At 74.3% G+C, this 13,260-nt stretch carries 10 protein-coding genes; 6 read left to right on the top strand and 4 right to left on the bottom strand.

The features are described from left to right. Positions 1–149: 149 nt before the first annotated feature. The 4 genes from ACFWXO_RS29220 to gcvPA all read right to left on the bottom strand — a co-directional run bounded on the left by ACFWXO_RS29220 (position 150) and on the right by gcvPA (position 5,079). Positions 150–896, bottom strand: a complete 747-nt coding sequence (locus tag ACFWXO_RS29220) for an SDR family NAD(P)-dependent oxidoreductase (RefSeq protein WP_380527239.1) — start codon at positions 894–896, stop codon at positions 150–152. A 63-nt stretch (positions 897–959) separates the two neighbouring features. Continuing rightward, positions 960–2,081: an ATP-NAD kinase family protein gene (locus ACFWXO_RS29215; protein WP_380527237.1), complete on the bottom strand. Its 1,122-nt coding sequence runs from the start codon at positions 2,079–2,081 to the stop codon at positions 960–962. After that, on the bottom strand, positions 2,078–3,706 hold the full coding sequence (gene gcvPB / locus ACFWXO_RS29210; RefSeq protein ID WP_380527236.1) for an aminomethyl-transferring glycine dehydrogenase subunit GcvPB: 1,629 nt from the start codon (positions 3,704–3,706) through the stop codon (positions 2,078–2,080). The genes ACFWXO_RS29215 and gcvPB overlap by 4 nt, the downstream gene beginning before the upstream one ends. A 14-nt stretch (positions 3,707–3,720) precedes the next feature. Continuing rightward, positions 3,721–5,079 (bottom strand): aminomethyl-transferring glycine dehydrogenase subunit GcvPA, encoded by a 1,359-nt coding sequence (gene gcvPA / locus ACFWXO_RS29205; RefSeq protein ID WP_380527235.1) that lies wholly within the window; start codon positions 5,077–5,079, stop codon positions 3,721–3,723. A 96-nt stretch (positions 5,080–5,175) separates the two neighbouring features. Here gcvPA and ACFWXO_RS29200 point away from each other — a divergent pair, with 96 nt between their 5' ends. From ACFWXO_RS29200 to ACFWXO_RS29175, 6 genes are all read left to right on the top strand, one after another. Continuing rightward, a complete protein-coding gene (locus tag ACFWXO_RS29200; RefSeq protein ID WP_380527233.1) occupies positions 5,176–6,570 on the top strand; it encodes an ABC transporter substrate-binding protein in 1,395 nt (464 codons plus the stop codon). 9 nt (positions 6,571–6,579) lie between these two features. Next, entirely contained in the window at positions 6,580–7,506 is a 927-nt protein-coding gene (locus ACFWXO_RS29195; protein WP_380527231.1) for a carbohydrate ABC transporter permease, read from the top strand. Further along, the gene (locus ACFWXO_RS29190; RefSeq protein ID WP_380527229.1) at positions 7,503–8,402 is read left to right on the top strand and encodes a carbohydrate ABC transporter permease; all 900 of its coding nucleotides are present in this window, start codon (positions 7,503–7,505) and stop codon (positions 8,400–8,402) included. The genes ACFWXO_RS29195 and ACFWXO_RS29190 overlap by 4 nt, the downstream gene beginning before the upstream one ends. Before the next feature lie 7 nt (positions 8,403–8,409). Then, entirely contained in the window at positions 8,410–10,509 is a 2,100-nt protein-coding gene (locus tag ACFWXO_RS29185; protein ID WP_380527228.1) for a beta-galactosidase, read from the top strand. Next, entirely contained in the window at positions 10,506–12,659 is a 2,154-nt protein-coding gene (locus tag ACFWXO_RS29180) for a trehalase family glycosidase (RefSeq protein ID WP_380527227.1), read from the top strand. The genes ACFWXO_RS29185 and ACFWXO_RS29180 overlap by 4 nt, the downstream gene beginning before the upstream one ends. A gap of 42 nt (positions 12,660–12,701) precedes the next feature. Continuing rightward, positions 12,702–13,260, top strand: a 559-nt coding sequence (locus ACFWXO_RS29175; RefSeq protein ID WP_380527226.1) for a ribonuclease H, incomplete at its 3' end; no start/stop codon positions are given.

Here is a 13,260-nt window from a genome sequence, read left to right as displayed (position 1 = left end):
GGGGGGGGGGGGGGGGGGGGCGCGGGCCGCGCCCGCCGGGCCCCCGGGGGGGGCGCGGGCCGGCCCCGGGCGGCCGGGCGCCGGCGCCGGCGGGCGGCCCGCGCCGGGCGCTCCCCGCGGCCCCCCGCGGGCGGGCCGGGCGTGGCCGGTCAGGCGGTTCCGGCGCCGTCCACGGCGATGACGGCGCCGCTGACGAAGGCGGCGGCGTCGCTGGCCAGGAAGGCGATGGTGCGGGCGATGTCCCCGGGCTGGCCGATCCGGCCGAGCGGGCGGTCGGCGGCGTCGGCGTAGAACGCGGCGGCGCTCTCGCCGAGCTGGCGGGCCTCCTCGGCGAGCATGCCGGTGTTGGTGTCGCCGGGGCAGACGCAGTTGACCCGGATGTTGTCCGGGCCGTGGTCGATGGCCATCGCCCGGGTCATGTTGACCACGGCGCCCTTGGAGGCGCAGTAGGAGACGGCCCGGCCGCCGCCCTTGATGCCCCAGCCGGAGCCGGTGTTGATGATGCTGCCGCCGCCGTTCGCGGCCATCAGCGGGACGACGAGTCCGCTGAGCAGCATGATCGAGCGGACGTTGACGGCCATCACCAGGTCCCAGTCCTCGTCCGTGATCTCGGTGACGGTGGACCGGCGGATGATGCCCGCGTTGTTGAACAGCACGTCCACGCCGCCGTGGTGGTCGACGGCGGTGCGGACGGCCCGCTCGCAGTCCGCGCGCCGGGAGACGTCGCAGCGGACGAAGGTGCCGCCGGTCTCCTTGGCCGCCCGCTCGCCGCGGTCGGCGTCGAGGTCGGCGAGGACGACGGCCGCGCCGAGTTCGGCGAGCAGGGCGGCGGTGGCCAGGCCGATGCCGGAGGCGGCGCCGGTGACGAGGGCGCGCTTGCCGTGCAGGTCGATCATGGGGAACTCCTTCGCGGGCGGGGGGAAAGGTGGACGGGTGGACGGGCGCCAGGCGGACGGGGTTCAGGCGGACAGGCGGTAGACGGCGCCGGAGCGGTGGCCGGTGATCACCCGGACGTGCCCGGCGAGGGCGTGGTCCAGCTCCGGTTCACCGGTGTCCAGCAGCAGCGGGCGGCCGGCCAGGGCCGCCAGTTTGGCCTCGGTGGCGAGGACCAGCAGCCGGTCCCGGCCGGCCGCGCGCAGCAGGTCGGGGGTGAGCTGCCGGTTGCCGCGGCCGAGCAGGAAGCCCTGGCCGCCGATGGGGGAGAGGGCGATCCAGGGGGCGCCGGGCAGGTCGCACAGCTGGTCGGCGCGGGCGTCCCGACGCAGGACGGCAGGCGGTGCGTCGGCGTGCAGGCGGAGCAGGTCGACGCCGGTGAGGCTGGTGTCGGGGGCGCCGAGGGCGGTGGCGACGGCGTGGGTGGTGGTGCCGGGGCCGAGCACCAGCAGGCCGCCGGGCCCGACCCGTTCGGCGACCTCGGCGGCGATCCCGCCGATCGTGGACGGGGCGGGGAGGCCGCTGCCGGTCTTGCGCTGCTGGACGCGGGCGGGCAGCACCGGGACGGTCAGCCGGCCGTACAGCCGGGTGCGGACCAGGCCCGCCCGCAGCGCCGCCTCATCCCGGTCCACCACCTCGGCGGCTTCCAGGCGGACGGCGCCGCGGGCCCAGGCGGTGACCACCTCGGCGGCGGCGTGCGGGTGGACGGCGAAGACGGCGGAGTGCATCTTCACCCCGGCCGGGATGCCGAGCACGGGCACCCCGTCGGCGTCCGGCCCGAGCGCGTCCAGGACGTCCCGGGCGGTGCCGTCGCCGCCGCAGAACAGCAGCAGCCCGGCGCCGGCCGCGACCAGGGCGCGGACGGCCGCCCGGGTGTCCGCGGCGGTGGTGGGCGCGGGATCGGGCCGGTGCACCACGCGGGCCGGCCGGCCGGTGACGGCGTCCGCGCCCATCGCTCCCGCGACGGTGAGCAGGCGGACGCCGGCGAGTTGGCGGACCGTCAGCTCCGCTCGGCGCAGCGCCTCCGGGCGGGCCCCGAGCGCCAGCGCGTGCCGCTGGACCTCGGGGCCGTCGCTGCCTTTGAGGCCGACCCGGCCGCCGAGTCCGGCGACCGGGTTGACCACCAGCCCGACCGGGGGTGCCGTCACGGCTGTTCGCCCCGCGGTTGCTCGCCCGGAGGCTGTTCGCCGAGGACCTTGCGGCGGTAGGCGCGCCAGCTGACCGACCAGACCGCCGGGTCGTCCAGCGGCTCGTGCCGGATCCGGTGCACGGTGGAGTGGTGTGGCGCGGTCCGGACCGTCTCCGGGTCCTCGTAGGCCTCCCGGGCGACCTCGGCCAGGATCGCCGCGTACTCGTCCAGGTCGGCGCGGGAGTAGGACTCGGTGGGCTCCAGGGTCATCGGCTCGGGGACGACGTACGGGTGGTGGCTGGTCCAGTAGTGGGTGCCGAAGTCGGCGGCGCGGTGGCCGAGGTCCTCGCTGTGCAGGCCGGTGTCCTCGTTGAGCCGCTGCCAGCTGTACCGGACCTGCTCGACCCGCGGCCGGCCCTCGGCGTACGGGACGGAGACGCCGCGGATCCGCTTCACCCGGTGCAGCAGGTAGTTGTTGTTGAGCACGGCGGTCTCGGCGACCGTGCGCAGGCCCTCGGCGCCGAGCGACATGATCCAGGCGTAGGCGCGCACCAGGTTGGGGACGACGCCGAGGTAGGGGCGGATCTTGCCGATCGACTCCGGCCGGTCGGTCTCCAGCCGGTAGCGCTCGCCGTCGAACTCCACGGTGGGGGAGGGCAGGTAGGGCGCCAGTTCGGCGGTGACCGCGCAGGCGCCGGCCGCCGGTCCGCCGCAGGCGTGCGGGGTGGAGAAGGTCTTGTGCAGGTTGAAGTGGCACAGGTCGAACCCGGCCTCGCGGGCGCGGGTGATGCCCAGGATGCCGTTGGCATTGGCCTGGTCGTAGGCGCACAGGCCGCCGGCCGCGTGCACGATCCGGACGAACTCGGCGATCCGCGGGTTGTAGATGCCGGTGTCCTCGGGGTTGGTGATCAGCAGCGCGGCGGTGCGCGGGCCGACGGCGGCGCGCAGCGCCTCGATGTCGGGGTAGCCGTCGGCGTCCGGGTGCAGGGTGATCACCCGGTAGCCGGCGGTCTTGGCGCAGGCGGCGTTGGAGGGGTGGGAGAAGGCGGTGGTGATGATCTCGTCGCGCTGCTGCGCCTCGCCGCGGGCGGCGTGGTGGGCGCGGATCACCGAGACGTTGGTCCAGATCGCGGCGCTGCCGGCGCCCGGTTGCAGGCTGACCCGGTCCATGCCGGAGATCTCCTTGAGCAACTGCTCCAGGCGGTGGGCGAGTTCGAGGACGCCCTGGACGGTGGAGGCGTCCTGGGCGGGGTGCAGGGCGGCGATCCGGGGGTCGCGGACGAAGCCGTCGTTGACCTTGGGGCTGTACTTCATGGTGCAGGTGCCCTGGCCGACGTCCACGTTGAGGTCGGCGCCCAGGTTCTCCTGGGAGAGCCGCAGGTAGTGCCGGAGCACCTGCTGCTGGCCGAGTTCGGGCAGGGCGGCCGGGGTGGTGCGGCGCAGCGCGGCGGGCAGCCGGGCGGCCGGGTCGCCGACGGCGGCGGTGACGCCGGGTTCGGGCAGCGGGGGGAGCACGCCGCGTTCGCCGGGGGTGCCGAGCTCGAAGATCAGCTTCTCGTCCCAGCGGGCCTGGTGGAAGCGGCGCAGCGGGGGTTTGGCGGCGATCCGCGCTTCGGCGGCCGTGGCAGTCCGATGGTCGGTCACTTCACGATCTCCCGTCACTTCGTGATCTCCGCGAGCGCGTCGGCGAGGTGGTCGATGTCGGCCTGGGTGTGCAGCTCGGTGACGCAGTACCGGCCCTCGCGCGGGCCGGCCGGGGTGCCGCCGTGCAGGCCGCGGGCGAGCAGCGCGTCGGCGACGGCGGCGGCGCCGGGCCCGCCGGTGTAGCGCACGGTGAAGTCGGCGAAGTGCACCGCCTCCGGCTCGGCGAGCTCCACCCCGGGCACCCCGGCGAGGCGCTGCCGGGCGTAGGCGGTGTTGGCGAGGACGGTCTCCCCGAGCTCGCGCATGCCGTGCGGGCCCATCAGGGCGAGGTAGGCCCCGGCGGCGATGCCGTGCAGGGCGGCGGCGGTGCCGACCCACTCCTTGCCCTCCTCGCGCAGCGCGAAGGAGGTGCGCTCGTACGCGACGTCGCCGAAGCCGTACTCGCCGGGCACCTCGGTCGGGGCGAGGCCGAACAGCCGGCTCGGGTACTCGGCCACCAGGCGCTGGTCGTCGGCCGAGCCGATGAAGCCCGCGTTGCCGCCGCCGAAGCTCGGGTGGATGCCGAGCGGCTGGAGGTCGCCGCAGGTGAGGTCGGCGCCGAGGTCGGCGGGCGGGGCGAGTACGCCGAGGCTGATCGGGTTGGCCTGCACCACGGCCAACGCGCCTGCCGTGTGAGCGAGTTCGACGTACTCGGGGAGCCGGGGGTCGACCCGGCCGGAGAAGTCGGTCAGCTGCGCGAACACGGCGGCGCAGTCGCCGGTCGCGAGCGCGGCCCGGACGGCCTTCGGTTCGGCGGGCACCGGCTCGACCGGGTGCACGCCCCGGACGTAGTCGTGGATCCGGGACAGCAGGTCCGGGTCGATGTCGCCGACCAGCAGCAGCCGTCGCCGCCCGGTGGCCCGGCCGGCCATCCGCAGGGCCGTGGCGGCGGCCTGGAAGCCGTCGTACGTCGGCACGTTGACCACCTCGACGGCCAGCAGTTCGGCCATCAGGGACTGGTACTCCCAGAGCGCCTGGAAGCGCCCGTGGTCCTCGTAGGGCTCCCCGGCGTAGGCGGTGAGGAACTCGCTGCGGTTGACGATCTCGTCGACCACGGCGGGCACGTGGTGCCGGTAGCAGCCGGCCCCGAGGAAGGAACGGCCGGGCGGCACGGGGGTGTTGCGGGCGAGCAGCTCCTCCAGGTGGGCGACCAGCCGGGCCTCGGAGTCGAACGGTGCCGGCAGCCGCAGCGGGCGGCCGAGCCGGAGTTCGGCGGGGATGTCGGCGTAGAACTCCTCGACGTCCCGGGCGCCGATCTCCGCGAGCATCGCGGCGCGCACCTCGGGGGCGGAGTTGGGGACGTACGGGTGGGTCCGGGGAACGCGTGCGGTCATCCTGGCACCTTCCGCGATTTCAGTCACAGGCCTTGACGGCACTGTGCATGCTGAGTTCTGTATACAGCATTCGGCATTCACCAGTCGGGAGGCAAGATGTCCGCAGAAACCCGGCACAGAAAACCCCTCCAACTCGCCTGTGAGCAGCGGGAGTCCGGCCCCGCCCTGGGCCGCCGCCGGTTCCTCGGCGCCGGACTCGCGGGCGGCGCCCTGCTGGCGGCCGGAGCCACCGGCTGCGCCACCGGCGGGGCGGGCGGCCCGGATGCCCGGAAGCTCACCGGCAGCCCTGGTGCCACCGTCGGCGGGAAGGTCACCATCTGGTCCTGGGACGTCGCCGCCAAGGCCATGCAACGGCTCGGCAAGGCCTTCGAACAGGCCCACCCCGGCAGCACCGTCGAGGTGGTCGACATCGGCTACGACAACGCCTACGACAAGATCACGGTCGGGCTCGGCGCCGGCAGCGGACTGCCCGACGTCCTCACCGTCGAGGGCAGCCGGATCCCCAGCTACATCGGCAACTTCCCGAACGCCCTGGTCGACCTCAGCAGCCGGGCCGAAGGCCTCAAGTCCCAGTACGCCGAGGCCGCATGGCGCACCGTGACGGACGCCAAGGGCCGGGTCCTCGCGCTGCCCTGGGACAGCGGACCGTGCGCCCTCTTCTACCGCCGCGACCACTTCCACCAGGCCGGGATCGACCCCGCCACCCTCACCACCTGGGACGACTACCTCACCGCCGGGACGACCCTCAAGAACGCCACGGGCAGGAAGCTGCTCATCCTGGACTCCAAACAGGACAGCCTGTTCGCCCAACTCCTCCAGCAGCAGGGCCAGTCCTGGTTCGTCGACGGCAAGGTCGCCGTCGCCACCCCCGCCGCCGAACGGGCGCTCACCCTGCTGAAGCAGCTGGTCGACCGCGACCTGGTCGACTTCGAGAACGGCTGGGACGGCCTGGTCTCCGGCACCCACGACGGCAAGGCCGCCACCACCCCCACCGCCGCCTGGTGGGACGGCACCCTCACCGCCGACATGGCCGACCTGTCCGGCAAGTTCGGCGTCGTCCCGCTGCCCGCCTTCACCGCCGGCGGCCCCCGCACCTCCAACAGCGGCGGCTCCACCCTGTGCATCCCCGCGCAGAGCGGGAACCCCGAGACGGCCTGGGCGTTCCTCTCCTTCCTGCTCGCCGACAAGGCCAACCAGGCCTCGATGATGCAGCACGAGGGCCTCTTCCCGGCCTTCCTCCCCGCCCTGGACGACCCGTACTTCCAGCAGCCCTCCCCCTACTACGGCGGCCAGCCCGCCATGAAGCTGTTCGCCGACCTGGCCCGCACCATCCCCACCGTCGAGCGCACCGCCGACGACTCCAAGGCCGGCGACATCGTCACCACCGCCGTCAACCAGGTGCTGCACAACGGCGCCGACCCGGGCACCGTGCTGCGCTCCGCCGCCCGCCAGATCGCCACCGCGACCGGCCGCGCCACGGTAACCCCGTAGGCGGGCGCGATGACCAGCAGCCTCCCGGCCGTCCTGCGCAAGCCCGCCGCCCGCACCGCCCCGGCCCGCCGACGACGCTCCCCGCGCACCGCCGCCTGGCTGTTCGCCGGCCCCACCACCGTCCTGTTCGCCCTCTTCTTCGCCTACCCGCTGGGCGCCAGCCTCTACCAGAGCCTCACCGCCCGCCGCGACGGCGTGGACGTCTTCGTCGGGCTCGACCAGTACCGCCGGCTGCTGGACGACCCTGCCTTCCTGCACTCCCTGGTCAACACCGGCCTCATCCTCGCCGTCCAGGTGCCGGTGATGATCGGCCTCGCCCTGGTGCTCGCCGTCCTGCTCAACCAGTCCTGGCTGCGCTTCCGCTCCGGCTGGCGGGCGGTCTTCTTCCTGCCCGCGATCACCACCCTGGTCGCCTACGCCGTGGTCTTCCAGGTGCTGCTGCGCACCGACGGCGGCCTCGCCAACCAGGCCCTCCAGGCGCTCGGTGCCGGACCGGTCGACTGGCTCAACTCGCCCACCTGGGCGCGGATCTCGCTGATCGGCTCGGTCACCTGGCGGTGGACCGGCTACAACGCCGTCATCCTGCTGGCCGGACTCCAGGCGATCGGTCGCGACCAGTACGAGGCCGCCGCCCTCGACGGGGCCGGCACCGTGCGCACCTACACCGGGGTGGTGCTGCCGCAGCTGCGGCCGGTGGTGCTGTTCTGCGTCATCACCTCCACCATCGGCACCCTCCAACTCTTCGACGAGAACTACGTGCTGACCCGCGGCGGCCCCGGCGACGCGACCCTCACCCCGGTGGTCTACCTCTACAAGGTCGGCTTCCAGCAGCTCGACTTCGGCTACGCGGCGGCCATCGCCTGGGTGGTCGTGCTGATCATCGCGGCGGTCTCGCTGCTCCAGTTCCGGCTCTACGGAAGGGAACGCCGCCGATGAAGGCCAGATCGCCGATGGAGGCCGGAACGCCGTCGATGAGAGCCGGCTCGCCGTCGAAGGCCGGAACACCGACGAGGGCCGGACTCCTGGGCCGCGCCGCCGTCCTCGCCCTGCTCGGCCTCGGCGCCGTCGCCAGCCTGCTGCCCTTCGCCTGGATGCTGATCGCCGCCACCCACAGCAGCTCCGAACTCTTCCACTCCCCACCGCCGTTCCTGCCCGGCGGCGAACTGCTGAACAACCTGGTGCACCTCCAGCAGAGCATCGGCTTCGGCCGGGTGCTGCTCAACAGCCTCGGCATCGCCGTCGTCCACACCCTGCTCAGCTCGCTGCTGTCCGCGATGTGCGGCTACGGCCTGGCCAAGTACCGCTTCCGCGGCCGCGGTCTGCTGCTCGGCCTGGTGCTGGCCACCATGATGATCCCGCTCCAGGTGCTGCTGGTCCCGCTGTTCCAGATGATGGCCAGCCTCGGCTGGATCGACAGCTACCAGGCCGTCGTCCTGCCCTTCCTCGCCAACTCCTTCGGCATCCTGCTGATGCGCCAGAGCTTCCTGGGCTTCCCCGACGAACTGCTGGAGTCGGCCCGGATCGACGGCTCCGGCGAGCTGCGCACCTTCTACCGGGTCGTCCTGCCGTGCGTGCGGCCGCAGTTGGGGGCACTCGTCATCTTCACCTTCATGGGCCAGTGGAACAGCTTCATCTGGCCGCTGCTGATGCTCAACACCCAGGACAGGTACACCGTGCCGGTCGCGCTCAACACCCTGACCGGGCTGACCCACGTCGACTACTCCGGCCTGATGCTGGGCTCCTTCCTGGCCACCCTCCCGCTGATGGTGCTCTTCCTGCTCTTCCAGCGGCAGTTCGTGGCCGGCCTGCTCGGCGGAGCCCTGAAAGGATGACGCGCCGATGGACCGACTCACCCGCGTGCCCGGCCTGCTGTACGGCGGGGACTGGAACCCCGAGCAGTGGCCCGAGGAGGTGTGGGCCCAGGACGTCGAGCTGATGGCCGAGGCCGGGGTCAACCTGGTCACCGTCGGCGTGTTCTCCTGGGCCCGGCTCCAACCCGACGCCCACCGTTGGGACTTCGGCTGGCTGGACCGGCTGCTCGACCTGGTCCACCGGCACGGCATCGCCGTCGACCTGGCCACCGCCACCGCCTCCCCGCCCGCCTGGCTGGTGCGCGCCCACCCCGACCTGCTGCCCGTCACCGCCGACGGCGTCCGGCTGGAGTTCGGCTCGCGCCAGCACTACTGCCCGTCCTCCCCGGCCTACCGCGCGGCCGCCGTCCGGCTCACCCGGAGGCTCGCCGAGCGCTACCACGGCCACCCGGCGCTCGCCCTGTGGCACGTCCACAACGAGTACGGCGACCACGTCCAGGAGTGCTTCTGCGCCGGGTCCGCCGCCGACTTCCGCCGCTGGCTGCGCCAACGGCACGGCACCGTCGAGGAGTTGAACCGCTCCTGGGGCACCGCCTTCTGGTCCCAGCGGTACAACTCCTTCGACCAGGTCGAGCCGCCGCGCACCGCGCCCGGTCCGGTCAACCCGACCCAGCTGCTGGACTGGCGCCGGTTCTGCTCGGACGCCCTGCTCGCCCTGCACCGCGCCGAGAAGGCCGTGCTCGACGAAGTCTCGCCCGGGGTGCCGGTCACCACCAACTTCATGTCGATGCTCAAGGCCCTCGACTACTGGGAGTGGAGCCGGTACGAGGACTTCGTCTCCGACGACGCCTACCCCGACCCGGCCGACCCGCGCGCCCACGTGAACGCCGCCATGAACTACGACCTGATGCGCTCCCTCAAGGCCGGCCGGCCCTGGCTGCTGATGGAACAGGCCCCCTCCGCCGTCAGCTGGCGCCCGGTGAACGTCCCCAAACGCCCCGACCTCTACCGCCTCTGGTCGCTCCAGGCGCTGGCCCGCGGCGCCGACGGGGTGCTGCACTTCCAGTGGCGCGCCTCGGTGGCCGGGGCCGAGAAGTTCCACAGCGCGATGCTCCCGCACCGGGGCACGGCCGGCCGTGGCTGGCAGCGGACCGTCGCCCTCGGCGCCGAACTGCGCCGGCTCGGCGAGGTCGCGGGCAGCCGGATCCGCGGGCAGGTCGGCGTGCTGCTCGACTGGGACAGCTGGTGGGCCCTGGAACTGGACGACCACCCCTCCGCCCGGATGCGCTGGCCCGACCTGCTCCGCCCCTGGTACGCGGCGCTGTACGAGCGCGGTGTCACCGTCGGCTTCCTCCCGCCCACCGCCGGGTACGAGGGCTACCGGCTGCTGCTCGCCCCCAACCTGTACCTGCTCGACACCGCCACCGCCGAACGCCTCACCGGCTACGTCCACGGCGGCGGCCACCTGGTCTGCGGCCCGTTCAGCGGCATCACCGACCGGCACGACCACATCCACCCCGGCGGCCACCCCGGCCCGCTGCGCGCACTGCTCGGCCTGGTCGTGGACGAGCACTGGCCGATCCCGGACGGCGAGGCCACCATCGTACGGCTGGACGGGACGGACCGGGACGCCGAACCGCACCCCGAGCTGCGCGCCGAGCACTGGAGCGAGTGGATCGAACCCGAGGGCGCCGAGACCGTCGCCCGCTACACCTCCGGCGAACTCGCCGGCCGGCCCGCCGTCACCCGCCACCGCCACGGCACCGGCAGCGCCTGGTACCTGAGCTGCCACCTCGGCCCGGACACCGGCCCCGTGCTCGACCTGGCGCTGACGGAGTCCGGCGCGGGCCCCGAACTACCCGGCCTGCCCGAGGGCGTGGAGGCCACCCGCCGCCGCGCCGCGGACGGCACCGCCTACCTCTTCCTGCTCAACCACGGCCCCGCCGAGGCCCGGGTGCCGCTCGCCCGGCCCGGCACTGACCTGCTGACCGGCACCGAGCTGCTCACCGGTACCGACCTGCTCACCGGCACCGATCTGCACACCGGCTCCGCCACCGGCACCACCCTCACCCTCGCGCCGCTGGGCGCCGCCGTCCTCCGCCTGCCCGCCCCCGAGGAGCGCCCGTGAACCCGCTGACCCGCCGCCACTTCCTGGCCGCCTCCGCGCTCGCCACGGCCGGCACCCTGGCCGCCCCGGCGGCCCCGGCCGCCCACGCGGACGAGGGGCTCGACGCCGAGCGCTACGCCGACGTCCTCGACCTGCACGGCACACCCGCCCAGGCCTACCCCGGCGACAACAACCCGATCACCGTCTTCGCCGACCTCGGCGCCTGGCACGCCTACGCCCTGCCCCGCCCGACCGACCCGCTCGGCGGCTTCACCGGCCCGCTGCACCTCGCCCAGGAGTACCCCTGGTGGCTCAGCGACGGCCTCACCCGACTCCAACTCGCCGAGCAGGGAAGGCCGCTGGACCTCGCCGCGGGCGGCGCCCCGACCCTCACCGCCCTGCCCGGACTGCTCCGCCAGCGCTACGCCCTCGCCGACGGCCTCGCCCTCACCCTCGAACTGCGCTTCGCCGGCAACCGCACCGCCCTGCTCCGCGCCCGTCTGGCCAACACCGGACGCACCGCACGCACCCTGGCCGTCGCCTGGACGGGCACCCTGCTGCGTCCCGCCGACGGCCCCCAGCACGACGCCCCGCGACTGCTCGCCGCCGAGCGCGGCGTCGAGGTGGCCTTCGCCAGGGTCCGCCGGACCTGGGAGTACCTCACCGACGGCACCGAGAGCTTCGCCGTCCGCCACGCCCAGCCCGTCCGGGTCACCGTGGACGGCGACCGCCACCGCACCGAACTCGCCGACCCGGTACGGCTGCCGCCCGGCGCGAGCCGCACCCTGGACTGGACCGAGAGCTACACCTTCACCGCCGAGGACCGCGCCCGCGCCGTCCGGGAGGCCGAGGCCGCGCTGCGCGCACCCGAGCGGACCGCCGCCACCGGACGGGCCCGCTGGGCCGGCTACCTCGCCCGCGCCACCGACGGCGTCCCGGCCGCCCGCCGCCGCACCGCCGTCAAGTGCGTGCAGACGCTGGTCACCAACTGGCGCAGCCCCGCCGGGCGGATCCGGCACGACGCCGTCACCCCCTCGCTGTCCGACAAGTGGTTCAGCGGGGTCTGGGCCTGGGACACCTGGAAGCAGGCCGTCGGCACCGCGCTGTTCGCCCCCGGCCTCGCCGCCGACCAGATCCGCGCCGTCTTCGACCACCAGACCGGGCCCGGCGCGCCGGACCGCCCGCAGGACGCCGGGATGGTCCCGGACTGCGTCTTCTACAACGACCCGTCCACCGGCGGCGGCAACTGGAACGAACGCAACTCCAAGCCCCCGCTGGCCGCCTGGGCCGTCTGGGAGGTCTACCGCCGCTCCGGCGACCGGGCCTTCCTGCGCGAGCTGCTGCCCAAGCTCACCGCCTACCAGGACTGGTGGTACCGCACCCGGGACCACCTCGGCGAGGGCCTGTGCGAGTACGGCGCCACCCTCGACCCGGCCAACGCCGCGCCCGAGGACTGCCGCCAGGCCGCGGCCTGGGAGTCCGGCATGGACAACGCCCCGCGCTTCGACGCCGCCACCGTCGTGGCCAACCACGGTCCGAAGGGCGAGCCGGTCGGCTGGTCGCTCACCCAGCGCTCCGTCGACCTCAACGCCTACCTGGCCGCCGACCACCGCCACCTGGCCCTGATCGCCGCCGAACTCGGCGACCGCCCCACGGCGGAGCGGCTGCGCGGCCGGGCCGAGCGGATCGACGCCGCGATCCGCGCCACCATGTACGACCCGGCCACCGGCTGGTTCCACGACACCGACCTCGCCACCGGCGCCCGGCTCACCGCCCGCGGCCGCGGCATCGAGGGCGCGATCCCGCTCTGGTCCGGCACCGCCGACCCGGCCCAGGCCCGCACCGTGCGGGCCCGGCTGCTCGACCCGGCGGAGTTCGGCACCCCGATGCCCTTCCCGACCGTCGCCCGCAGCTCGCCGTCCTTCGACCCGGCCGGCTACTGGCGCGGCCTGGCCTGGCTCGACCAGAGCTACTTCGCGATCGAGGGGCTGCGCCGGTACGGCTGGGACCAGGACGCCCGCCGGGCCGTCGAGCGGCTGCTCACCGCCGCCGAGGGGCTGAGCGGCGACGGGCCGGTCCGGGAGAACTACGACCCGCTGACCGGCCGCGGCCGCAACTCCACCAATTTCAGCTGGTCCGCCGCGCTACTGCTGCCCCTGCTGCGCAGCTGACCCGCTTTGGCTCCGGGGCGCCTGACCAGGCATGATCGGGGCATGGTCGAACGAGTCATTGCAGCGTGTGACGGAGCAGCCAAGGGCAACCCCGGCCCGGCGGCCTGGGCCTACGTGGTCGCGGACGCCGCCGGGGCGCCCCAGCGTTGGGAGGCGGGGCCGCTCGGGCACAGCACCAACAACATCGGCGAGCTGACGGCGCTTCAACAGCTGCTGTCCGCCACCGACCCGGCCGTGCCGCTGGAGGTCCGGCTCGACAGCACCTACACCCGCGACTCGGTCACCAAGTGGCTCAAGGGCTGGAAGCGCAACGGCTGGAAGACGGCGGCGGGCAAGCCGGTGGCCAACCGCGAGCTGATCCAGCGGATCGACGAGTTGCTGGAGGGCCGGGACGTCACCTTCGTCTACGTCCCCGCCCACCAGGTGGACGGCGACCCGCTGAACGCCATCGCCGACAAGGCGGCCAGCGACGCCGCCCGCACCCAGCAGGCCGCCGCCGGGACGGCCGCCGACCTGCCGGTGCCCGACCCGGCCGCGGCGGTCAAGGCGCCCCGGGCCGCGAAGCCGCGCACCGCCTCCGCCTCCGGTGGCTCCGGCACCG

The organism is Kitasatospora sp. NPDC059088 (genome assembly GCF_042738155.1).
Taxonomy (GTDB): Bacteria; Actinomycetota; Actinomycetes; order Streptomycetales; family Streptomycetaceae; genus Kitasatospora.
Note: the sequence above shows the minus strand (reverse complement) of the source record. Positions and strands in the feature narration are given on the sequence as shown.